Source organism: Pseudomonas sp. GW821-FHT09A09 (genome assembly GCF_059418405.1).
Map to the genome: position 1 here is coordinate 179,967 of NZ_JBWKPU010000006.1, position 22,017 is coordinate 201,983.

At 60.0% G+C, this 22,017-nt stretch carries 20 protein-coding genes; 14 read left to right on the forward strand and 6 right to left on the reverse strand.

The genetic code is table 11. The features are described from left to right. Window positions 1-27 precede the first annotated feature (27 nt). Window positions 28-1,653, reverse strand: coding sequence for a methyl-accepting chemotaxis protein (locus AC07OV_RS07425; RefSeq protein ID WP_495091925.1), 1,626 nt, complete (start codon window positions 1,651-1,653; stop codon window positions 28-30). A 235-nt stretch (window positions 1,654-1,888) separates the two neighbouring features. Here AC07OV_RS07425 and AC07OV_RS07430 point away from each other — a divergent pair, with 235 nt between their 5' ends. Genes AC07OV_RS07430 through AC07OV_RS07440 form a run of 3 tightly spaced genes read left to right on the forward strand, consistent with a single transcriptional unit; the run spans window position 1,889 to window position 4,353 of the window. Further along, on the forward strand, window positions 1,889-3,316 hold the full coding sequence (locus AC07OV_RS07430; RefSeq protein ID WP_457409025.1) for a nucleobase:cation symporter-2 family protein: 1,428 nt from the start codon (window positions 1,889-1,891) through the stop codon (window positions 3,314-3,316). Window positions 3,317-3,328: 12 nt separating this feature from the next. Then, entirely contained in the window at window positions 3,329-3,790 is a 462-nt protein-coding gene (locus AC07OV_RS07435) for an LEA/WHy family protein (protein WP_495091926.1), read from the forward strand. 5 nt (window positions 3,791-3,795) lie between these two features. Next, window positions 3,796-4,353 carry a GNAT family N-acetyltransferase gene (locus tag AC07OV_RS07440; RefSeq protein WP_495091927.1) on the forward strand — a complete coding sequence of 186 codons (558 nt, stop codon included), beginning with the start codon at window positions 3,796-3,798 and terminating at the stop codon, window positions 4,351-4,353. Between the two features lie 88 nt (window positions 4,354-4,441). On the opposite strand, the gene AC07OV_RS07445 is transcribed toward AC07OV_RS07440, so the two are convergent. Then, complete coding sequence (locus AC07OV_RS07445) at window positions 4,442-5,368, reverse strand: carbon-nitrogen hydrolase family protein (RefSeq protein ID WP_495091928.1); 927 nt, start codon at window positions 5,366-5,368, stop codon at window positions 4,442-4,444. 83 nt (window positions 5,369-5,451) lie between these two features. Between AC07OV_RS07445 and AC07OV_RS07450 the strand changes: the two genes are divergently transcribed. After that, window positions 5,452-6,345, forward strand: a complete 894-nt coding sequence (locus tag AC07OV_RS07450) for a LysR family transcriptional regulator (RefSeq protein WP_494998761.1) — start codon at window positions 5,452-5,454, stop codon at window positions 6,343-6,345. Here AC07OV_RS07450 and AC07OV_RS07455 read toward each other — a convergent pair. Then, window positions 6,338-6,592 carry a hypothetical protein gene (locus AC07OV_RS07455; RefSeq protein ID WP_003190904.1) on the reverse strand — a complete coding sequence of 85 codons (255 nt, stop codon included), beginning with the start codon at window positions 6,590-6,592 and terminating at the stop codon, window positions 6,338-6,340. The two genes, AC07OV_RS07450 and AC07OV_RS07455, sit on opposite strands and share 8 nt — an antisense overlap. A gap of 163 nt (window positions 6,593-6,755) precedes the next feature. Between AC07OV_RS07455 and AC07OV_RS07460 the strand changes: the two genes are divergently transcribed. Further along, the gene (locus AC07OV_RS07460; protein WP_016979401.1) at window positions 6,756-7,076 is read left to right on the forward strand and encodes an ElaB/YgaM/YqjD family protein; all 321 of its coding nucleotides are present in this window, start codon (window positions 6,756-6,758) and stop codon (window positions 7,074-7,076) included. Between the two features lie 36 nt (window positions 7,077-7,112). On the opposite strand, the gene AC07OV_RS07465 is transcribed toward AC07OV_RS07460, so the two are convergent. Next, on the reverse strand, window positions 7,113-8,150 hold the full coding sequence (locus AC07OV_RS07465) for an Ldh family oxidoreductase (RefSeq protein WP_495091929.1): 1,038 nt from the start codon (window positions 8,148-8,150) through the stop codon (window positions 7,113-7,115). A gap of 174 nt (window positions 8,151-8,324) precedes the next feature. Between AC07OV_RS07465 and AC07OV_RS07470 the strand changes: the two genes are divergently transcribed. Continuing rightward, window positions 8,325-13,460, forward strand: a complete 5,136-nt coding sequence (locus AC07OV_RS07470) for a dermonecrotic toxin domain-containing protein (protein WP_495091930.1) — start codon at window positions 8,325-8,327, stop codon at window positions 13,458-13,460. A 20-nt stretch (window positions 13,461-13,480) separates the two neighbouring features. Here the strand turns inward: AC07OV_RS07470 and AC07OV_RS07475 are convergent, their stop codons facing one another. After that, window positions 13,481-13,750 carry a PepSY domain-containing protein gene (locus tag AC07OV_RS07475; RefSeq protein ID WP_495091931.1) on the reverse strand — a complete coding sequence of 90 codons (270 nt, stop codon included), beginning with the start codon at window positions 13,748-13,750 and terminating at the stop codon, window positions 13,481-13,483. A gap of 153 nt (window positions 13,751-13,903) precedes the next feature. On the opposite strand from AC07OV_RS07475, the gene AC07OV_RS07480 reads away from it, so the two are divergent. The 7 genes from AC07OV_RS07480 to fapF all read left to right on the forward strand — a co-directional run bounded on the left by AC07OV_RS07480 (window position 13,904) and on the right by fapF (window position 19,906). Continuing rightward, window positions 13,904-14,899, forward strand: a complete 996-nt coding sequence (locus AC07OV_RS07480) for a FecR family protein (RefSeq protein WP_494998765.1) — start codon at window positions 13,904-13,906, stop codon at window positions 14,897-14,899. Between the two features lie 328 nt (window positions 14,900-15,227). Next, complete coding sequence (gene fapA, locus AC07OV_RS07485) at window positions 15,228-15,680, forward strand: fibril amyloid chaperone protein FapA (protein ID WP_494998766.1); 453 nt, start codon at window positions 15,228-15,230, stop codon at window positions 15,678-15,680. Between the two features lies 1 nt (window position 15,681). Continuing rightward, window positions 15,682-16,245 carry a fibril amyloid subunit FapB gene (gene fapB / locus AC07OV_RS07490; protein WP_494998767.1) on the forward strand — a complete coding sequence of 188 codons (564 nt, stop codon included), beginning with the start codon at window positions 15,682-15,684 and terminating at the stop codon, window positions 16,243-16,245. 66 nt (window positions 16,246-16,311) lie between these two features. Then, window positions 16,312-17,019: an amyloid-like fimbrin subunit FapC gene (gene fapC, locus AC07OV_RS07495; RefSeq protein WP_494998768.1), complete on the forward strand. Its 708-nt coding sequence runs from the start codon at window positions 16,312-16,314 to the stop codon at window positions 17,017-17,019. A 62-nt stretch (window positions 17,020-17,081) separates the two neighbouring features. Further along, complete coding sequence (gene fapD, locus AC07OV_RS07500; protein ID WP_176997762.1) at window positions 17,082-17,759, forward strand: fibril amyloid maturation endopeptidase FapD; 678 nt, start codon at window positions 17,082-17,084, stop codon at window positions 17,757-17,759. A gap of 37 nt (window positions 17,760-17,796) precedes the next feature. Further along, window positions 17,797-18,543, forward strand: a complete 747-nt coding sequence (fapE, locus tag AC07OV_RS07505; RefSeq protein ID WP_494998769.1) for a fibril amyloid subunit FapE — start codon at window positions 17,797-17,799, stop codon at window positions 18,541-18,543. A gap of 49 nt (window positions 18,544-18,592) precedes the next feature. Beyond that, entirely contained in the window at window positions 18,593-19,906 is a 1,314-nt protein-coding gene (fapF, locus tag AC07OV_RS07510; protein WP_176997764.1) for a fibril amyloid transporter FapF, read from the forward strand. A gap of 172 nt (window positions 19,907-20,078) precedes the next feature. Here the strand turns inward: fapF and AC07OV_RS07515 are convergent, their stop codons facing one another. Further along, window positions 20,079-21,404 carry a sigma-54 dependent transcriptional regulator gene (locus AC07OV_RS07515; protein WP_176997765.1) on the reverse strand — a complete coding sequence of 442 codons (1,326 nt, stop codon included), beginning with the start codon at window positions 21,402-21,404 and terminating at the stop codon, window positions 20,079-20,081. A 344-nt stretch (window positions 21,405-21,748) separates the two neighbouring features. On the opposite strand from AC07OV_RS07515, the gene AC07OV_RS07520 reads away from it, so the two are divergent. Further along, the gene (locus tag AC07OV_RS07520; protein WP_176997766.1) at window positions 21,749-22,009 is read left to right on the forward strand and encodes a hypothetical protein; all 261 of its coding nucleotides are present in this window, start codon (window positions 21,749-21,751) and stop codon (window positions 22,007-22,009) included. Window positions 22,010-22,017: the final 8 nt, after the last annotated feature.

Genomic DNA, 22,017 nt, shown 5'->3' on the forward strand with positions numbered 1-22,017 from the left:
GCAAGCCGGCTCCTACAGGGGGGGCGGTTAGATGACGAAGCGCGCCACCATCGCGTTCAGGTCCACCGCCAGGCGCGACAGCTCGTGGCTGGCCGCGCTGGTCTGGTTGGCGCCCGCCGCCGACTGGGTCGCCAGGTCGCGGATGTTGACCAGGTTGCGGTCCACTTCGCGCGACACCTGGGCCTGCTCTTCCGACGCGCTGGCGATCACCAGATTGCGTTCGTTGATCAGGCTGATGGACTGGGTAATCTGCTCCAGGGCAACACCGGCAGCGCGGGCCATTTCCAGGGTGGTCTGGGTGCGCTGGTTGCTCTGCTGCATCGATTGCACGGCTTCACCGGTGCCGTTCTGGATGCCGGCGACCATCTTTTCGATTTCCTGGGTCGACTGCGCCGTACGGTGGGCCAAGGCCCGCACTTCATCTGCCACCACCGCAAAACCGCGCCCCGCTTCCCCGGCACGCGCCGCTTCGATGGCGGCGTTGAGCGCCAGCAGGTTGGTCTGCTCGGCAATCGCGCGGATCACGTCGAGTACTTTGCCGATGTCACGGCCTTGGGTGGCCAGGCCTTCGATCATTGCGGCGGTGTTTTGCACGTCCTGAGTCATGGTCTGGATCGCGCCGACGGTTTCCACCACGCGGTCGCGACCTTCGCGGGCGGCCTGGTTGGACTGGCTGGACGCTTCGGAAGTGGACACGGCGTTGCGCGCCACTTCTTCCACGGCAGCGGTCATTTCATTGACGGCGGTGGCCGCCTGGTCGATTTCATTGTTCTGTTGCTGCAGGCCTTTAGAAGCCTCTTCGGTAACGGCGCTCAACTCCTCCGCCGCCGACGCTAGCTGAGTGGCCGAGCCGGCGATGTGCTGGATGGTCTGGCGCAGGTTGGTTTGCATCGACGCCAGGGCGCTGAGCAGGCGGGCCGGTTCATCTTTGCCGTCGTCTTCGATGGCCTTGCTCAGGTTGCCACCGGCAATCGTCTCGGCCACTTCCAGCGCTTTGCGCAATGGGGTGACGATACTGCGGGTCAACAACCAGGCCAGCAGCACCGTAAGCAGTGCAGCCGCGACTGACACGGCGATCACCCCGGTAATGGCGCCCTCGTAGCTATGCCCCGCTTCGGCGTCGGCTTCCTTGGCATCGGCTGCGTTGATAGCGATCAGCTTGTTCAACTGCTCGCCCATCAGGTCGGTGCCGTCCTTGATGCGGGTGTTGATCAGCGTGCGCATCTCTTCGACTTTGCCCTGCTTGGACAGGGCCAGCATCTCGGCCTGGGCGGTGAAGTAGTTGTTCAGCGTGGTGACAAACGTCTTGTACAGCGCCGCCTCCTCCGTACCGGCCGGCAACGCCGCATAGCCGGCCTGGGCCGTTTTTACCTTGTCGGCCAACACAGCCATGCGGGTTTCAGCTTCCTGCAAGCCAGCCGGCTCACGGTTGACCAGCACGCGGAACGACAGGATGCGCAGGCGCAGTACGTTTTCGGTGATGTTGCCAAGGTAGGTCACGCTGGGCAGTTGGGTGGCGCTCATGTCCACCGACGACTGACGGATCTGCGTCATGCGGTTGACCGCAAACACCCCCAGTAAAACCACTAGCAACGCAATGAACGCGAAACCGAGAAATGCGCGTGGGGCGATATTCAGATGACGGAGGGACATAGGGGGTGCTCTCAGAAGTAGTGTTTGCGAGCGTCCCTGCCGCGAAACGATCAGTCGGTGTCAACGCGCCGCTCTGACCTTTGGTCACCACTGTTATCGTTAGTATGTGGGCCTATACGAGGTATCGGCAGGGCTTGCGGTTTCCCGCAGGGCCTTCATAAATATTTTTTTACACTTCTGACGACCGGCAGTTTCTGGCATTCTTCGCCTCCATTTTCTGACCCGAGCCCGCATTTTGTCTGACGCTCAAGCCCCCCGCCCCCGCTATAAATCCGACCTGATCTACGGCCTGGAAGACCGCCCGCACTTCACCGCAGCAATCTTTGCCGCGCTGCAGCACGTGCTGGCGAGTTTTGTCGGCATCATCACCCCGACATTGATCGTGGGCGGCGTGCTGGGCCTGGAAAGCGAAGTGCCGTACCTGGTGAGCATGGCGTTGTTCGTGTCGGGGCTGGGCACCTTTGTGCAAGCGCGCACGTTCGGCCCGGTGGGCTCGGGGCTGCTGTGCCTGCAGGGCACCAGCTTTTCGTTTATCAGCGTGATCCTCAGCGCGGGGTTCATGGTCAAGGCCCGGGGCGGTGGCACCGATGAGATCCTGTCGACGATCTTCGGCATCTGCTTTTTTGCCGCCTTTATTGAAGTGGTGCTCAGCCAGTTCATCGGCAAGCTGCGCAAACTGATCACCCCGGTGGTGACCGGCACCATCATCACCTTGATGGGCCTGTCGCTGATCAAAGTCGCGGTCACCGACATGGCCGGTGGCTTTGGCGCCAGCGACCTGGGTGCCGCTGGCAATATGGGCCTGGCCGCGCTGGTGCTGCTGACCATCGTGGTACTCAACCGCTTCAGCAACCCGTTCCTGCGCCTGGGCTCGATCGTGATCGGCCTGACCCTGGGCTTTGTGGTGGCCTGGTGGATGGGCCGCGTCGACATGGCCGCCCTGCCCCATGTGCCGCTGATCAGCGTGCCGGTGCCGTTCAAATACGGGTTCTCGTTCGACTGGGTGGCGTTTATCCCGGTGGCGGTGATCTTCCTGATTTCCCCGCTGGAAGCGGCCGGTGACCTGACCGCCAACTCGATGATTTCCCAACAGCCGGTCAAGGGCCCGCTGTACATCAAGCGCATCAAGTCGGGCCTGCTGGCCGACGGCTTGAACTCGGCGATGGCCGCGACCTTCAACAGCCTGCCGATGGTGACCTTCGCCCAGAACAATGGGGTGATTCAGTTGACTGGCGTGGCCAGCCGCTACGTGGCGTACTTCATCGCCGGCCTGCTGGTGCTGCTGGGGCTGTTTCCGATGATCGGCGCGGTACTGCAGTTGATGCCCAAGCCGGTGCTGGGCGGCGCTACCTTGATCATGTTCGGCACCGTGGCCGTGGCCGGTATCAAGATCCTCGCCGAAGCCGGGCTGCATCGACGCAACGTGCTGATCGTGGCAATCTCCCTCGGCATGGGCCTGGGTGTCGCCGCCGTGCCGGAAGTGCTGCGCGACCTGCCCAAGGCGCTGCACAACATCTTCGAATCGCCGATCACCGTGGGCGCGTTCTGTGCAATCCTGCTGAACATTTTCCTGCCGGAAGAGTTCATAGAACTGGAAGAAGATGAATTTGATCCGGAGTCCTCTACCCTCAAGGTGATGCAGGACCCGGACGTCACGAAATAGGGAGCACTGTTAATGCGCAAGCTCATGGTTGTATCGCTGTTACTGCTGACCTTGAGCGCCTGCGCCCTGTTCCCCAACCGCGACCCGGTGAATATCACCGTGGTCGGCATTGAACCCCTGCAAAGCCAGGACCTGGAAGTGCGTTTCGCCGTGAAGTTGCGGGTGCAAAACCCCAATGAAACGGCGATCAACTACAACGGCGTGGCCCTGGACCTGGACGTCAATGGTCGGCCGTTGGCCTCGGGGGTGAGTGACCAGAGCGGTTCCATCCCGCGTTTTTCCGAGACGGTTTTGATGGTCCCGGTGAGTGTTTCGGCGTTTTCTGTGTTGCGCCAGACGTTGGGCCTGAGCCAGACCCAGAGCCTGAACAACCTGCCATACGTGCTACGCGGCAAGCTGGCGGGTGGGCTGTTTGGCACCATGCGTTTTGTCGACCGTGGCACGCTCGACCTGCCCAACACGGCCACGTGGTGATCGCCATGCAACCGACGCTCTATACCGAACGCCTGATCCTGCGCCCACTGACCCTGGACCATGCCGACGCGATCCAGCAGATATTCCCCCATTGGGAAGTGGTGCGTTACCTCAACGATGAGGTGCCCTGGCCTTACCCGGCGGATGGTGCGCGCAGCTTCCTGGAGAACGTGGCCTTGCCCGGCATGGCACGGGGCGAGGAATGGTGCTGGTCGATCTTCCTGAGGGACTCACCTGACACGTTGATCGGCAACATCAGCCTGTTCGATTCCGAAGACGACAACCGCGGCTTTTGGCTCGGCCAGCCATGGCACGGCCAAGGGTTGATGACCGAGGCCTGCGCGGTGGTCACCGACTACTGGTTCAACGTGCTCGAACGCCCGGTATTGCGCGCGCCCAAGGCAGCGCCCAACCAGGGATCGCGGCGGATCTCCGAGCGGGGCGGCATGCGCTTGGTCAAGACGGTAGAAGGTCACTTTGTCGAAGGCACCTTTCCCCGGGAAATCTGGGAAATTACCCGCGAGGAATGGCTGAATTTCCAAAAATCGACACCCACCCTGTAGGAGCCGGCTTGTCGGCGATGGCGGCCTCCCTGCCAATAAATTGAGTGACTGATAGACCGCTATCGCCGGCAAGCCGGCTCCTACAGGTTTAACCGGTGGTGAAGCGAACGCCCGGTTTGGCGCGCTCATCCACGCTCAATTCGAACACATCCGGCCGCGCATAGTGCCCCACGACGTCATAGTCATACCGCGCCCGCACCAAGTCATCGGTGTCGATCTGCGCCGTCAACAGTCCTGCTTCCCCCACCAATGGCCCGGCCAGGATGTCGCCCATGGGCCCGACAATCACGCTGCCTCCGGCGATCAAGGGACGGTCTGACGGCCAGTTGGCCACCTCCACCCCCAACGCCGCCGGCGAGGCCTGTACCTGGCAGGCGCTCACCACAAAGCAGCGGCCTTCATGGGCCACATGGCGCATGCTCACTTGCCACATTTCACGCTCATCCACGGTGGGTGCGCACCAGATGTCCACGCCCTTGGCGTACATGGCCGTGCGCAGCAGCGGCATCATGTTTTCCCAGCATACGGCACCGCCGATACGCCCCACCGCCGCGTCGATCACTGGCAGAGTCGAGCCGTCGCCCTTGCCCCAGATCAACCGCTCGGTGCCGGTGGGCATCAACTTGCGGTGCTTGGCCACCCACCCGCCCGTAGGCTCGAAATACAGCACCGTGCAATACAGGGTGTTGCCACTGCGCTCGATCACACCCACCACCAGGCTGGCGCCGGTGCGCGCCGACAGGCTGGCCAGGGCGTCGGTCTCGACGCCGGGTACATCGACCGCATTGGCAAAGTAGCGGGCGAAGGCTTCGCGACCTTCCGGCAGGCGGTAGCCCAATTGAGTACCGAAGGCTTCACCTTTGGGATAGCCGCCCAGCAGCGCCTCGGGCATCACCACCAGTTGCGCGCCGCTGCGGATGATTGCGTCCTCGTAGCCAAGGATTTGCGCCAGGGTCTCGCCTTTGCCGCCCGGCAAGGATCCGATTTGCAGGGCCGCCACAGTAGAAACAGGCATCACGATCACTCCAGAGTCAGGGGGGTTGCCCATTCTCCGGCCAGCCATGATCATGAATAAAGCCCACCCCAATGCTGAATGATATGAACCAAATGAATATCGCCCAGGTTGACCTCAATCTGCTGAAAACCTTTGAAGCCCTGCATGACGAGTCCAGCGCCAGCCGCGCCGCCGTGCGCCTGGGCGTGACGCAGTCGGCCATCAGTGCGGGGTTGCGGCGTTTGCGCGAAGTGTATGGCGACCCATTGTTCGTGCGCACCGGGCGCGGCCTGGCGCCGACATTGCGTGCCAATCAGTTGAAACCGGTGATCAGCGAGGCGCTGGAGCGCTGCCGGCAAAGCCTGGCCATGGTCAACCCGGATAACCAGCAGTATCAGGGACGCTCCGTGGTGCTGGGGTTGTCGGATGATTTCGAGATTGCCTACGGCCGGCGCCTGATGGAAGCAATCGCCCGGCGCGCGCCGAAACTGCGGGTGATCTTTCGCCAGACCCACAGCCAGATCGTCGCCGGTGCCCTGCTCGACCGTACCCTGGACCTGGCAATCACGGCGGGCGGCTTTGCCCACGGCCGGCTCAGTCGGCAAGTGTTGGGAGAAGGTGATTACCGCTGCCTGGTGGATTCAGACCAGGCCAGCATCAGCCTGGACGAGTTCGTCGCCCGTGAACACGTGCTGGTGTCATCCGGTGGGTTTATCGGGATTACCGATGAGGGTTTGGCGGCACAGGGGTTGAGCCGCCAAGTCTGTGCCTCCACCAGCCACTTCGCGGCGCTGCCGTTTTTGCTCAAGGGCAGCCAGGCGGTGGCGACCATTCCCGGGCACGCGGCGCAGGCTATTGCCGACATGACCGGCCTGCACGTACTGCCCTGCCCGCTGGCGTTGCCGCGCTACCCGGTGGAGTTGGGCTGGCGGACCCAGGCGCAGCTGGACCCGATGTTGCTGAAGGTGCGTGAAGCGATTGTGGCGAGCTTTATTTAGCCGCCGCCATCAACTTGTTGACCTCACTGCGCACCATGTTGGAGAACTCGGGCGGCGACATGCCGTCCAGCTCGGCGCGGACCCACTCGGCCCACTTGCCCTTGCGTTTGGCGCGCTCGCCGAATAACCGTGCCGCTTCGCCCTTGGCCTTGCCCAGGTTGGTTTGCCACAGGTCGTAGAGGCGGGACTTTTCATCTTCCAGCTCGGCGCGTTCGGCGAGGGTCTTGTTGGCCAGATTGAAGCTCATGTTGAATTACCTGCTGCACAAATAGACGACATCTTACACTGTAGGTCGAAATTTCCTGATTCGGATTTTGCCCAGTCGTTGGCAGGCGCAAAAAAACTGCAACTTTTGCCGCTGCCCGGCACTCCATTGTTCACTGTCACATTCACTCGCAAGGAGTCACACAATGGCCCGCAAAACCGCTGCCCAAGCCGTCGAAGACCAAATCAAGGACCAAGCCTTCAGCGAACTGACCGCGCTGATCGAAGAATCGGACAAGCTGCTCAAAAGCAGTGCATCCCTGGTGGGCGAAGAAGGTGAAACCCTGCGCGAGCAGGTCGCCATCAAGCTCAAGCAAGCCCTGGACTCGGTGTCCAATGTGCGCGAGCGCAGTAAGCCCGTCGTAGACGCCACCGAAACCTACATCGGTGGCCACCCGTGGCAGACCGTGGCGATTTCCGCAGGTTTCGGCCTGGTGGTAGGCCTGCTGCTGGGCCGCCGCAACTGATACATGAAGGCTGCGCCGGATACGGCGCAGCCTGTTTTATTGCTCGGCCAGCACGCGCAGCCGCGCCAATTCCTCTGCATCAACCTCGATACCCTGCTGGTCCGACCGCGCCCGCGTGCGATGACGTCGGTCCCCTGGCAAACGCCGCAACCCCGCCGCATGCATCTGCCGCACCAGTTCCTGGCTGCGCTCGGCGAAGCTTTGCCCGGCGGTCTTGCTCGGGTCGATCAGAATGAGCAGTTGGCCGGTCCACGGCGTGCGGGCGCCCGGGTGATCGGCCCAGTTGAATTCGAAGGAGAAATTGCCGCCCGTCAGGGCCGCTGCCAACAGCTCGACCATCATCGACAGCGCCGAACCCTTGTGCCCGCCAAACGGCAACAGTGCGCCGCCTTCCAGCACGGCCTTTGGGTCCTGGGTGGGCTGGCCCAGGCTGTCCACGCCCATGCCCGGTGGCAGGCGCTCGCCCTTGCGGGCAGCGATCTGCACATCACCGTGGGCGATGGCGCTGGTGGCCAGGTCGAACACGATGGGCAAGCCATCGGCACGCGGTGCAGCGAAGGCAATAGGGTTGGTGCCAAACAGCGGGCGGTCCGCCCCGTGGGGCACCACGCAGGTCATGCTGTTGACCACGCTCAGGGCCACCAGACCTTGCTCGGCAAACGGCTCGACATCCGGCCATAACGCGGCAAAGTGATGGGAGTTGTGGATGGCCAGCAAGGCGATCCCGGCACTGCGGGCTTTCTCTACCAACAAGCTGCGAGCGGCCTCCAGGGCCGGCTGGGCGAAACCGTTGCCGGCGTCCACTCGTACAAAACCGGAAGCCACGTCGGTGACCACAGGCGCTGCCTTGCCATTCACCCAGCCACTGGCCAGGGTGCTGAGGTAACCGGGAATACGAAAAATACCGTGGCTGTGGGCGCCATCCCGTTCGGCGCTGGCGCAATTGTGCGCGAGGATGGCGGCCACTTCAGGTGAAGTGCCGTGACGGACAAAGATGGCGTGGAGCAAGGCCACCAGCTTGGAGAAACCGATGGTGGCACTGGAACTGTCAACAACCGTGGGCTGGGCAGACATCTGAAGCTCCGATTTTATGATTGGAGGGGGCATACAGCGTGAAATCCAGACCTGTGATTAAACAACGCCGCCTGCGGCTACTGTCAATGGCGTTTACGGCAAATATGTAGCCCCATTAGGCAACACCACCGCCCTAGCCTGCTGGCCCGCCCCGAATGCCACAGAGAAAGGTTGATGGTACAGCTCACTCCACCGTATTTTTTTGATGAATTCCTGCGCCCGATCCGTCGCAAACACCCTTCAGAACGGGAACGCGCGCTGGGCTTGACGTTGAACGATCTCGACTGGCTGATGACGATCTACACCGCAACCGATGCCGGGCGCCAAGCGTGTGAGTTTCCGATGATCGTCGAATCGCTGGTGATCGAGAGGTCCGGAGAACCTGCAACAACGCTGGCTGGCGTCTTCATGATGAGCCCGACTCCTGATGCGAGGAAGGCCCTGCTGTACAGCCCCTATGGAGGAATCGAAGTATTCGACAACCGCGCTGTGGCCCTTGCCGCCATCAGAGAACGCCTTAGAAACAAAACGCTACATATTGATTTAATTAGCTTTTTATCCATAAAAGAGCGTCAGGATTTTGCTTTCGACAGCTTATTCGCCCTGACCACTGCACCGGTTGAAGGCATTGTGTTTGTGGAGCAGGAACAGGCGATTGAGGCAAGCCAGCAGCAGAACGTGCAACGTGCCCTGGATGAATTACGCACGACGCCGAGCCTCACCTCAATGCTCGACACGCTGTTGAACATCATGGCGCGCTCTTATTTTCCCACCCTCGATCAACGCTATACGTTGGTAAACACGTTCCTGGTTTCAGCAGGAGATAACGCTGTTGACCGATGGTTAGCCTCGACGCCCCTCAGTGAAACCCTGTTGCAGTACTACCTGAAACCGGAGTGGCCGCCCAACCGTACGCGCACCTTCACCCACCCCAGGCACGATAGAAGCGCCATGACAGAGGAAAGGCTCAAACAGGATTTCGAACGCTGGGAGCGCGTTGTGGAACACACCGCTGGCGTGCTGTCCTCTCTGTTGAGCAGCCGGTTGCAGACGTGGTGGAATGAAACTGTTGACGGCGATCAATCGCGCATGGATCTGTTTGCTCAACTGATGAGTGACAAATTTCGCGCCGACCTGCTGTTCAAGCACCAAAACGGGATTCTTTCATCCGAAGAAGCGCATCGACTGCGCGCGTTTTTCCTTCCCGACAAGGCATCACGCCGCGACTGGCATGCGACCTTGAATATCGAAAAGATCAGCCTCCATGCGCCCTATCAACATTATGTGGAACTGGCCGCGACGCTGTTGATCAGCGGCCAGCATGCCTACCTCTATACCCAATCCCGCGGGCTGCAAGTCTTGAAGGACCTTGAGGACCTGAAAGATGTCCTGCTGAGCATGCTCAAGGCGGCCGGCCATCAGAACGAACTGTTGAACTTCCTGTCCCTGGACGAGCGCAGCCTGTACCTGGCAATGGATGGGGTGCAAGTCAGCGGACTGCCCGTGGGGGGCAGCGTTTTCGCCGGAATGGTCCAAGACATTGCGCGCAAGCAATCGAGCAACGTGGAGCACGCACTCGCGCTGTTTCGCCGCAGCGATGGCGAAGCCGACCTGGCTGCGCTGCTCGACTGCGCACTGGACCTGCGCCACATGCTCGACAGTCGGCTGCTGGCACTGGAAGCCGGAGGGCGGTGGAGCCTGCACCCGGCCAGCAGCGGCAATGGCCGTCCCTCGACGGTACAGGCAGAACGCGCCAAACAACATCTGGTCGCGCTGCGTGCAGCTGAAGCAGCCTTGAAGGCACAACGGCAGAAGCACCCCACGTTGCGCAGCCTGGCCGCGCATGCCCTGAAGCAGGAGTTGAACCTGCGTTTGCTGGACCTGGACCCCACGGATGTGTTTGCCAATACCTACGCCACTGAGGCGCAACAACAAGAGGATCGGGACCCTGTGTCTTCACGAAACATGGTCGATCACCTTGTAGAACGTTTAGCAAACGCAGCAACACCTATCGACGGCTCACCACGCACTGGCCTGTACAACGCTCGCCGTGCCGGGACAGCCACGCGCTGGAATAACCTGGACAGCCTTGGCTTCAATCAGATCATAGAGCGGGCCATGCCACTTTTTGTTGAGCAGGACTTACGCGCACTGCCGCGCGCGTTCCTGGAAAGCCATCGCGCCGACATGAGCGCGGCCTTGATGCAGGGGCTACGCAGCGAGGCTCAATTGCGTCTGCTCAACAAGACGTTGAGCCCCCACCATCACGCCATACTCGATACGGTCCTGCGCCCAGACAGCATGACCCGCGACAAGCGTCATGGGCTTGAAGGTTTCCTGCCCGATGCCTATAGCTTGACACTGACCCGCGGCGATGACGAAACACCCCGCGCCCTGGCCAACTGTTTCGTGTTGACACAGCGCGGTGGGACCGACCCTGACCTTTCAGGTGAAGTCGTCCTCTGGACTCCGCAACAGGGCCACGAGCCCTTTGCCTCACTGAAGGTTTTGCGTCAGGCACTTCAACAGCGCCTGGCACTGCCTGATCGATACCTGCTGCAGAACCTGCCCATCAGTCTTCGCGCGCCCCATCAGGTCTATCGCCTCGGTCCCTTGCAGCGCATTGACGAACACTTCCTGAACAACCGCCAGCAGAGCTACCTGGACTACCACCTGGATACGCTCGACTATTGGCTTGCCATGCCATTGAAGCCCACACGGCTGCAAGACCGTCTGGACGATGAAATGCAACGGCTGGCACCGTCGAATCTGCCGCGCGCCCGTGCAATCGCAGAAGCGATCGTTCACCAGCAGACGCTGCCGGTGTGGCTGGGCATGGCGTCCGCCGAAGAGCAATTGCTCCACGCCGAACTGCTTGAGCAATACCGGCTCAGTGCGCCGGACAATCAGGATTACCTGCATGGGTTGCCCCCCCTGCGCGAGCACGTCGCCAGTGCCTTGACGAACCTGATTAAGGCACGTTATCCGGATACCGCGCTGGACCCTGAAGCGATCTTGATACCTGCACGCGTGGCGCTCGACGGCCATACTCAAACCCTGACCGATTTTGCCTTGCGCCACCTCCCCGACCTGCTGCCCGACAACCTCACCCCCAGCGCCCTGGGGCTCACGCCGCTGCCAGCGAGCCTGGACGGCATGGCGGTGGTGCAGTTGGTACGCCAACTGGACATTGCCAAAACCTATCGCGAACTGATCACCACCCACCTCAGCGCCGACACCGACGATGCCCGCAAGCGACGTGACCTGTTTTGCCGGCAACTGCCATGGCAACTGTTGCGCCACGCCCATGAGGAAAAACTTGAAGAACGCATCAGCCCCTCGGCCTGGGGCGTTATTCAGCAAATCTTTGACATGCCGGATGCTGTGGCGCGGGATAAAGTCAGCGGCGCCACTGCAATGATTCGCCCTCTGCAAATAATCGCGACTGCCGGGGCGCTACCGGTGACGGTGCCTTGTGTCTACGTCATCGGTCCCCGGGCGCCGGCAACTGGCCCGCTTGTGCTCTATGCGCCGTATGCGCCACTGCGTGTGCTCACCGAATACGCCAACGAAGACGAACTGCTCAGTGAGATTAATCGAGCCGGTGCCCTTCAGGATTGGATCATCCTGCAACTGGGCGATCCCGACCAAGCGATATGGCGCAACCTGCTCAAACAACCAACCCGTCAGGGCAAAAGCGACGCCCGCCTGGCGTCGAATCCGATCAGGCACAATATTTTACTGCGGCTATTCAGTGATAACGTCGCACAACTGCTCAAGATGCTCGCCTGCCAATTCACCCGCGACGGCAAGGATCAATGGGACGGAATCACCAGCCTGTTGCGCAAAGGCATTCCCATGGCGCTGCACTTCATTGCGGGCAAGCTCGAATACCCACTGGTGGTCTGGCGCAGCTACAAACTGTTCAAAGCCTCGGCCGAGGCGCTGCAAGAACAGCATTTCGGGGAGGGACTGCGCACTTTCATCCAGGGCGTAGCGACACTGGCCTCCCTGCGCAAGGAGCTTGATGCATTGATGACGATTGTCACGCCCTCACCTCCCACCGATCTGCCAGCAGACTCACCAGCGCCCGCCATGACCATCGAAGGCCTGGATATCACCGACCCTACACGCACGCGGATGCGCCGCTTTGAAGATGTCGGCGCGTCCCTCGCGGATCTGCAGGAAAGCTCCGCCAACCACCTGTTCACCGACCCGACCCGGAACCGGACGTACGCGCCGGTAGCCGGACGTGTGTACCCGGTCCAAAGGGTGGGTGAACGTTGGCGAGTAAGCCTTGCCCAGGCACTGGGGCCCTACCTCGAACGCAACTCGCAGGGCCAATGGGTGCTTGATCTATCCGAGCGGGAGCCGCGCTTCGGTCCTGCACTGTCGCGCGTCAGAAACCGTACCATTACCCGCAGAACCGAGCGTGATTCGATCAATATTGAAGCGGTAGGAATGCCAGCAATCCGGTCGGCGGCCCCCACAAGAGCGGCCTGCATTGATGGGGCACTCAATGTTGCGGTTTTCTACACATTCAGATGCGCACGCAATCTGGCGCTATTTGCACTGCAAAGCGATCCCGACTCCCCATGCGGACGTTTCTTGACGGAGATGTTCGGCATACTCAACATTACCCCGGGCCAGTTGCTCAAGATTCAAACGCGCGTCGCAGAAATCTTCAATGGGCTGACCCAGCAAGATTTGATCAGCCTCAACTCACCCCGATTTGTCACTGGCTCCGCCCGGTGGTCGCCCACCCAAACCTATGCTTTTGTGATTCCTGAAGACGCGGATCGAAAAATCTACTTGCTGGAACACTTTTTCAATACACGAATGAGCACCTATCAACCGCATCTCATGGTGCCGTTCGACCTTGACGACCATGCCCGTGCAGCGACGTTGATTCACGAGATGAGTCACTTGGTCTCCGATACTGAAGACATCGCGTATATGGACACGATGCGTCCCTTTCTCGATATCATCAATCGTGGAACCGCTGACGGCCTGCGTAAATACACGGCCCTGTCCAATTTGCAAAGCACCGCGCTGTCTGTATTGACACCGGCAACCATGCTATTCAAAAGCTGGGATGACTTGGCAGAGCGTTGGGAGGACTTCGGCAGCGTCGGCTCGACCAAACTGCGCAATAAAGTGCTGCATCTCACGGGCACGAGGACGCTGGACGATGCCCGGCAAACGTTCATGAGTGATCCAGATCGGCGGCTGGACATCATTCTGGCCAACGCAGATTCGGTGACGTATCTGATCACGCACCTGGGCCGCAGATTGGATCCGGGGGCCTGAGCGGCCCCCGGTGGTGGGTATCAATCTTTCTGGTCGCGCAGGATATTGCCCGACGCACCGTCAATGCGTGCTTCGTACACAGTGCCATCGGACTTGCGCCCCTTGACTTCCCAATAGCCGTTGTCGTCAGCCTCGGCCTGGTAGACCTCGACATACCCGGCCTTGGTCTTGGCGACTTCAATGGCCTTTTCAATGGTGATCCAGCCCGCGCCAGGCTTGTCAGCCAGGGCTGAGCCGGCGCTCAGCAAGGCAGAAGTGGCACACAGGGCGATTAACGTTTTCTTGAGCATCTTCGTTCTCCATCAAGGCAATATCGGACTCATGTCCTGAATATTTTAGGTGTTTCCAAACGAGAATAAGTTCCAATTGATGTGCAATCGCCATGATGGCTGTTCTCGTGGTCCACCTGGGGAGGTTAGAATGTGCGAAATCAGGATGAGTTAATGAGCGAAAAGTCCCTTTCAGAAGCCGAATACGACGCTATCACCGACGCCGCCGCGCATTGGTGCATGCGCCTGCATGCCAGTGATTGCACCGCAGACGAACGTCAGGCTTTTGAGCAATGGCACGATGCTCATCCGCTGCACGCCTTCGAATACGCGGCCATGCTGGAGATCTGGGACGTCGCCGATCACCTCCCGCGCACTGAACCCGCGCCGACCGTGGTGCCGTTCAAGCCTCGCAGCCGCCTGCGCACTTACGCCGTGGCGGCTGCCGTCTGCCTCGCCGCCCTGCCTATTGCGGCCTTTACCGGCTGGGAGGCAGGCTGGTTACCCAGCTCGTACGAACACTTCGAAGCGGCCAATGGCCTGCGCAAAGTCACCCTGGGAGATGGCAGCCAGGTGGAATTGAACCTCGGCACGGAGCTGGTCTACAGCAACTACAAGGACCAACGCCGGGTCACGCTGAAAAAGGGCGAGGCTTTTTTCAAAGTCACCCATGACAGCAGCCACCCGTTTATCGTGCGGGCCGGCGAAGGCCAGGTACGGGTGACGGGCACACAGTTCAACGTCTGGAAATATGAAGACCAGGTGCGGGTGATGCTGCTCGAAGGCTCGGTGCAGATCGCAAGCGACACCGTGCACGGCAGCGTGCCGCTGACCCCAGGGATGCAGGCCAGCTACCAGCATGGTGACTTCACCCCTCGCGTGAATGCATTCAACCCCAATGACACCGCACTTGCCTGGCGCCAGGGCAAACTGGTGCTAGACAACCTGGCACTGGCCGACGCATTGCCGCTGATCAATCGCTACTTGAACAAACCCGTGATGCTGGCGGACGCCAATACCGGTGCAATCCGCATCGGCGGCATCTACAACATTAATGAGGTCAACAACCTCGTCCCCTCCCTGCCCAAGGTCTTGCCGGTCTACCTGACACAGAACCTGGACGGCAACCCTGTACTCAATTCAATCCCGCGTAAAGCCCCGAAAGGCTGAGCCGTACCTGCACGTCTTGGGCGCTCTCGCGCCTGCAGTGTCCATTTTTGAAACACCCTCCTCCCCTGAACCGCCCGCCCTGAGCGGATTCATCGTTTTGTCATACGCACTGTTCCATCGCTGATACAGCCCGGCGAATGCAACGCGGCGTGCCTGCGTATATCCGGCGCAACAATGGCTGTCTCACGGCTGAAACAGCCTCTCGAAGGAATTTTCATAGACCGACCACAACCCATTGAATACATGAGGAAAACAAAAAGCGGCACGCGTTCTGCTCTATCCCTGACAGCGCTGTTTAGGGTCAGCGCGAAGAATAAGGAACACTGCCATGGACACTCACAATCCAGGCTCACTGAGCCTCCTGCTGATCAGCTGTGCACTGAGTGCCAGCGTGAGCATTCCGGTGCTGGCTGCCGGGGATGGCGAGATCATTATCCAGCGCACTGTTCAAGGCCACATGGCTGGCCGCTCTCCGGGTGTTGACCCGAATCCCGTTACCGCCAACGCCAATCCTTCATCCCAAGTCTTCCGCGCCATGAACGGCGAGCTCAGCGATAGCGACATCGCGGGGATCAGCAGCGGCACCAGCATCAACCGTACCCTCATGCCGGGCGGCAACCTCTCGGGTTTGAACACCCTTACCGCCAATGGCACTGGCCTCGGTTCAAGCATGGCTGCCGGGCACGGTGGCGGCAGCAGCGTCTCCGGAACCGTAAACGGCGCGATCTCCCAAGGCCTGCAGCCTCTGAATAACCTCGGCAGCATGGTAGGGGGACGCTGACATGAATCACTCCTTGATCCTGCTTGCGATGCTGGCTTGCTCATCGGCGATGGCCGACAGCAATGACAACGCCACCATCGACAACTCGGGCAAGCAATACAGCGGCGTCGTCACGCTCAACCAGGCCGCAGGCGACCAACAACAGTTGAGCAACAACGTCGCCATCACCATGGGCCACAACGTCCAGGCCAACATCAACGTCACCCAGAAAATCAGCGGCGCACCCGCCGACCGGTCCCTGAACGCCAAGGCGTCGATCCAGGGCAACTCTTTCAGCAATGGCAACGGCGTACTGAGCGTCAATCAGTCGGCCGGGGCCCAGAACCAGATGATCAATGCCGTGCGTATCAGCGTCAACGCTGGCCCGCAGAGCATCGACGACAGTGTCATGTCGCAACAGAACGTTGCGCTTGCAACAGACTCGGGATTGACCTCTACCACTGGCAGCCGCCAGGTCGTTACCAGCGACCAGGCCTTCACCGGTAGCCGTGGAGTGGTACAGGTCAACCAGAGCGCCGGGGTGGGGAACCGAGTGGCTAACACCCTGAATTTACGACTCAACTGATGGAGCTGGGTCGATAGCTAGACCGTACCAACACTTAACCAACTAATAGAAGCAAGGAGATACACCATGAAAACTACAATGGCCCTCAAACCACTGGCTTTCGCTCTCGCTGCTCTCATGGCTGTTGCTGCTCAAGCGGGTCAACCCCATCATCCACAGCCTGCTCCAACCACCAGCGCCAGCGCGACCTCCAATGATGGTCAAAGCAACCATGGCAACGTGGTGATCAATGACAAAACCAAAAATAATGCCTCGGCCAACGACTCGTATAACCACGACAGCGGCGTAACAAACGGCAACGTACTCAGCGGTGCCAACAACCAAGGCAAAAACGATGTCATCGTGCAAAACGCCGATGCTGACTTCGTGTTCGCCACCGTGAACTCGGCACAATCGAACACCGGCAACTTCGTGCTCAACAGCGGCACCAAAAACAACGCATCGCTCAACGACAGCGGCAACAACGCCTCGGGCATCATTCAGTTGAACGCCGCAGCCGGCAACTCCAACCAAGGCAGCAACAGCACCGTTGTTCAGGCTAACAAAGACGGTACTGGTGGTGCTGCAACCATCAACGGCGTGCAGGACGTGTCCGGCAACCTGGTGCTCAACCTGAGCAGCGGCCATGGCTGGAACACCAAACCTGTGGTCAACAACGCCAGCGTGAACAACTCGATGAACTACGGCTCCGGGGTGTCGAACTCCAACGTACTGTCGGGTAGCAACAACCAAGGTCAGAACAACGTAGTCGTGCAATCCACCACTCGCTTCTGATCCAGATAGGGCCTTGGCAACAAGGCCCTTTTTCATTCCAGTGTCCAACAGGTCATACGATCATGCGCCTCGTTGCCTTCCTCCTCCTGTTATCACTCACCGGCCCGACCTGGGCAGGGCAAATGGCCGTGGTCATGCCCGGTGGTGGGCTGATCTACAAAAAGGTTGAGAGCATCCGCGAGCGCAAGTTCGCCAACCTGGTGGAACAGAAAACCGATTTCAGCTGTGGTGCTGCCGCGCTCGCGACCATTTTGCGCCAAGCCTATTGGATGGACGTGGATGAAGACCACGTGATCAAAGGCATGCTGGTCAACGCCGACCAGGACCTGGTGCGTACCCAGGGCTTCTCGATGCTCGACATGAAGCGCTACCTGGAAAGCATCGGCATGCGTGCCAAGGGCTACCGGATCACACCAGAAGTGTTGCTCACGGTGAAAGTGCCCGTTGTGGTGCTGCTGGAAATACGCGGCTACAAGCACTTCGTGGTCATGCAGCGGGCCGATAAGGATTGGGTGTACATCGGCGACCCGGTACTGGGCCACAAACGGTACGCGAAGGACGACTTCGTCAAAGGCTGGAACGGCATCGTGTTCGCTGTGCTGGGCCAAGGCTACGACAAGACCAACGCCCTGCTCGACCCACCCACACCGCTGACCGCCAAGAACAAGCTGAACGAATTCGCCCCAGTGCGGGACAGCGAATTGAAGGACTTCGGTTTCATCCAGAGCGACTTTTTCTAAAAGCGCCACACGGGGCAGGACGCTCCAGGAGCAGACGATGAACACTTACCGTTGGCTGACGGTCATGTGCCTGGCAGCCTCAATGCCCGTTTATGCGTCATCGGCGTTCAAGCCGATCGAACTCAAGGATTCAGAAATGGCCGACCTGCGTGGGCGCTACGTAATGCCCGGGCGGATCATCAGTTTTGGCATTGTCATGAGCAGCACCTGGACCAACGCTGCCGGTGACAGCATCACCGCCAATGCCAGCATGCAGGTCAACTCCTCCACCGTCACACCGCAATTTTATGTCACCACCACCAGCACCGTCGGCAACGGCTCCACACCCAACACGGGCACAGGCACCGTCATCGGCGGCTCCGGCCTGGGCAGCGGCCAGGGTGTGACCCAGAGCGTGCGGGCGGCCGGCGACGGCAACACCGCCAACAATGGCGTCGACATCAATGTGACCCAGAACGGTCTGGCACCGGCCAACATCGTGCAGTCCGGGCAAGCCCTGGTTGCTGGCCAGACCATCACCGGGCAAAGCGGCGCCGGCCAGGTCAGCGTTTCGGCCAAGAATGGCGGGTTGCAAATGGCGATCCTGGCCAACAATAACCAGGGCAACGTGGTCCAGCAGATTGGTGGCGGCAACGTCCTGCAGGGCACGGTTATTCAGGGCAACAGCAACTTTGTGAACAACCTGACTCAGCTCAATGTGGTGCTGGGCAACAACGGTTTGAACAATTTCGCGCAGAACCTCAATTTGAATCAACTCAAGGGCCTACGCACTCCCGGTTATTGAACTACGCTGAGCCTCGACACTTACGCATTAGAAAGGGACGGCTGACTTCATGCATCGATCTTTATCGCTACGTGCCGTGGTTTGTTTGAGTACGCTCCTGCCGGCATCCATGTTGTATGCCGCGCCGGACGCCGATATTGAAACGCTGAAACAGGAACTGCTGGAACTCAAGCAACGCTACGAAGTTCAGCAGAAAGCACTGGCGGTATTGGAGCAACGGGTTCGGCAGGTCGAGGATCAGCCAGCGGCACCACCGCCCAAACGCCTGGCCAAGTCGCCAGCCGACTTCCAGAAAGGTGGCACCACCGTGGCTGGCAATACGCCGGGGGTTGGCGCAGCCGCAGCCTCGGGAGGGGCTGGCGGCGGTGCATCCTATGGCCAATCGCTCAAGGACGACTCGGCGCCCGCGCAGAGCGTGAGCAACTTGTACAACGAAGCCAGCGGTTTCTTCGGCAACGGCAAGTTCAGCTTTGAAACCGGGGTGACCTATTCTCGCTACGATGCCCGTCAGTTGACGCTGAACGGTTTTCTGGCGCTCGATTCGATCTTCCTCGGCAACATCAACCTGGACCGGATCAAGTCGGATAACTGGACGCTGGACCTCACCGGTCGCTACAACCTGGATAACCGTTGGCAGTTCGACGTGAACGTGCCGGTGGTTTACCGCGAGTCGACGTATCAGTCGGGCGGCGCCAACGGTGGCAGCGGCACCGCCACCTCCGAACAGTCGGTGACCCGTGACCCAACCATTGGTGACGTCAACTTTGGCATTGCCTACAAGTTCCTCGACGAAAGCGTCAACCTGCCGGATGCGGTGGTATCGGTGCGGGTGAAAGCGCCTACCGGCGAGGATCCGTTCGGCATCAAGCTGGTCCAGTCGCCAACCAACACCAACCTGTATGTCCCGGAAAACCTGCCGACCGGCAACGGTGTGTGGTCGATCACGCCGGGGATCTCCCTGGTCAAGACCTTCGATCCGGCGGTGCTGTTCGGCTCGTTGTCCTATACCCACAACCTGGAAGACTCGTTCAGCGACATCAGCTCCAACGTCGGCCAGAAAGTGCCGGGCAAGGTCAAACTGGGTGACAGCTTCCAGATCGGTGCAGGCGTGGCCTTTGCACTCAACGAGAAGATGAGTATGTCGTTCTCGGTGTCGGACCTGGTGCAACGCAAGAGCCAGCTCAAGCCGGATGGCGGCGATTGGCAGTCGGTGGTTTCCAGCGATGCCAACGCCGGCTATTTCAACGTCGGCATGACGATCGCGGCCACCGACAACCTGACGATCGTGCCGAACTTGGCCATCGGGATTACACCGGACGCGCCGTCGTTCAGCTTTAGCCTGAAGTTCCCTTATTACTTTTAGCGGTGTGATGGAGGGCCTCATCGCCGGCAAGCCGGCTCCTACAGTTTGAATGCGCTCCCCTGTAGGAGCCGGCTTGCCGGCGATGGCTGCCTAATGGTCGCAATTAACGGCAGCAAAAAGGAAAAGCCCCGCAACGATAAGGGTCGTTGCGGGGCTTTTCGGTTTACCCGCCCTAGCGGATCTGGTGTTTGTGCAGCAACCGGTAGAACGTCGGCCGGGAAACCCCCAGCACGCGGGCGGCGACACTCAGGTTGTCGCTGTGCCGGTTGAGCACGTCGCACAGTGCCTGACGCTCGGCACGGTGCTTGTAATCCTCCAGTGTAGCCATCGGTGGCGCAATTGCCTGTTCACCCTGCAATCCCAGATCAACGGCTTCGATTTGTCGCCCTTCGGCCAATACCAAACCACGACGAACACGGTTGGCCAGTTCGCGCACATTGCCCGGCCACGGGTGTTGCCCCATGGCCACCAGGGCATCTTCACTGAAACTGCGGGGGCGGCGGCCGGTTTCCTGGCTGTAGAAGCGTGAAAAGTGATTGGCCAGCATGGCCACATCGCCATGGCGCTCACGCAGGGGTGCGGTGATCACTTGCAGTACATTGAGCCGGTAGTACAAGTCTTCGCGAAAAGTGCCCTTGGCCACGGCGGCCTCCAGGTCGACGTGGGTGGCGGCCAGCACCCGTACGTCCACGGGAATGGGCTGGCTGCCGCCGACACGTTCGATCTGTTTTTCCTGGAGAAAACGCAACAGGTTGGCTTGCAGCTCCATCGGCAAATCACCGATTTCATCGAGGAACAACGTGCCACCGTGGGCCGCTTCGATACGCCCGACTTTGCGTTGATGGGCGCCGGTGAACGCGCCTTTTTCGTGGCCAAACAGTTCGGACTGGATCAGGTGCTCGGGAATGGCGCCGCAATTAATCGCGACAAATGGCTTGGCATGGCGCTGAGACTGGCGATGCAGGGTTTTGGCCACCAGTTCTTTACCGGTGCCGCTGTCACCGCGAATCAACACCGGGGATTCCGTCGGTGCGAGCTTGGAAAGCAATTTACGCAATTCGCGAATCGGTCGGCTATCGCCCAGCAGTTCATGTTCAGGCTCGTCAACCTGGGCAAAACCCTTGCCCCGCAGGCGTGCCATGCCGAACGCGCGCCCCAGGGTAACCTGCACCCGGGCCACGTCGAACGGCAAAGTGTGGAAGTCGAAAAACCATTCGCAGACAAAATCGCCGACATTCTGCAGACGCAGCACGTCCTGGCTGAGCACGGCGATCCACTCGGTACCACTGCGCCCGATCAACTCCTTGACGGCTTCCGGGCGTTCCAGGTGCGAGGGCTGCAGGCGCAACAGACCGACATCACAGGAACGGTCACCGACGGAGGCCAGGGTGCAACTGTCCACTTCCCACCCGGCGGTGCGCAGGCCTGGCAATAGTTCATGGCAGTCGTCACAAGGATCGACCACAAGCAGACGGCGCTGCACAGGTGTAACAACCATGACTATTCCTTGGCGCCAAAATTGTTAAAGTTATTTAGAAACAACGGTTTGTGGCGCCTGTCGCTAACACTAGCAAGGTCTTGACGCTTTCCTTGTACCGTTTCGCTATAAGTGTTGGCAAAAAGCCACACCCCTGCACTCTCACACAAAAAAGTTAGGGATCGGCGAAACTTTCATTCAGCTTTCAAAACAGGCGCTTACATGACATCAGTCACGGAAAGTCGAAATTTCTTACACTAACATGTGACCCGTACCCTGCCTTCGTGCATCAGTACAAGTAACCCGCCGCACGGTCAGCCCAACCGACGGCACTCACTTGAATGGGCAATGAGAGAGAACCCAACATGAACGCCCCGCTCCGCATCAACGAAGCTCTTTTGATCGCAGACCGTGCCTTCCAGCCCTTTCAGTGCGTGGCCTGGCACGATGGCCATGGCGCCCTCAGCCTGAGCGTTATCGACCGTACCAATACCCGTATCGGCAGCAAACAGCTGTCTTCGAGCGACTATACCGACCCGGCTCAACTGGAAGGTTTGTTGTTGCAGGCGCGCGCTGAACTCGACAAAGATGGCTATCAGTTGCAGTCCTGGGCCATGCCGAAGTAATACCGCAC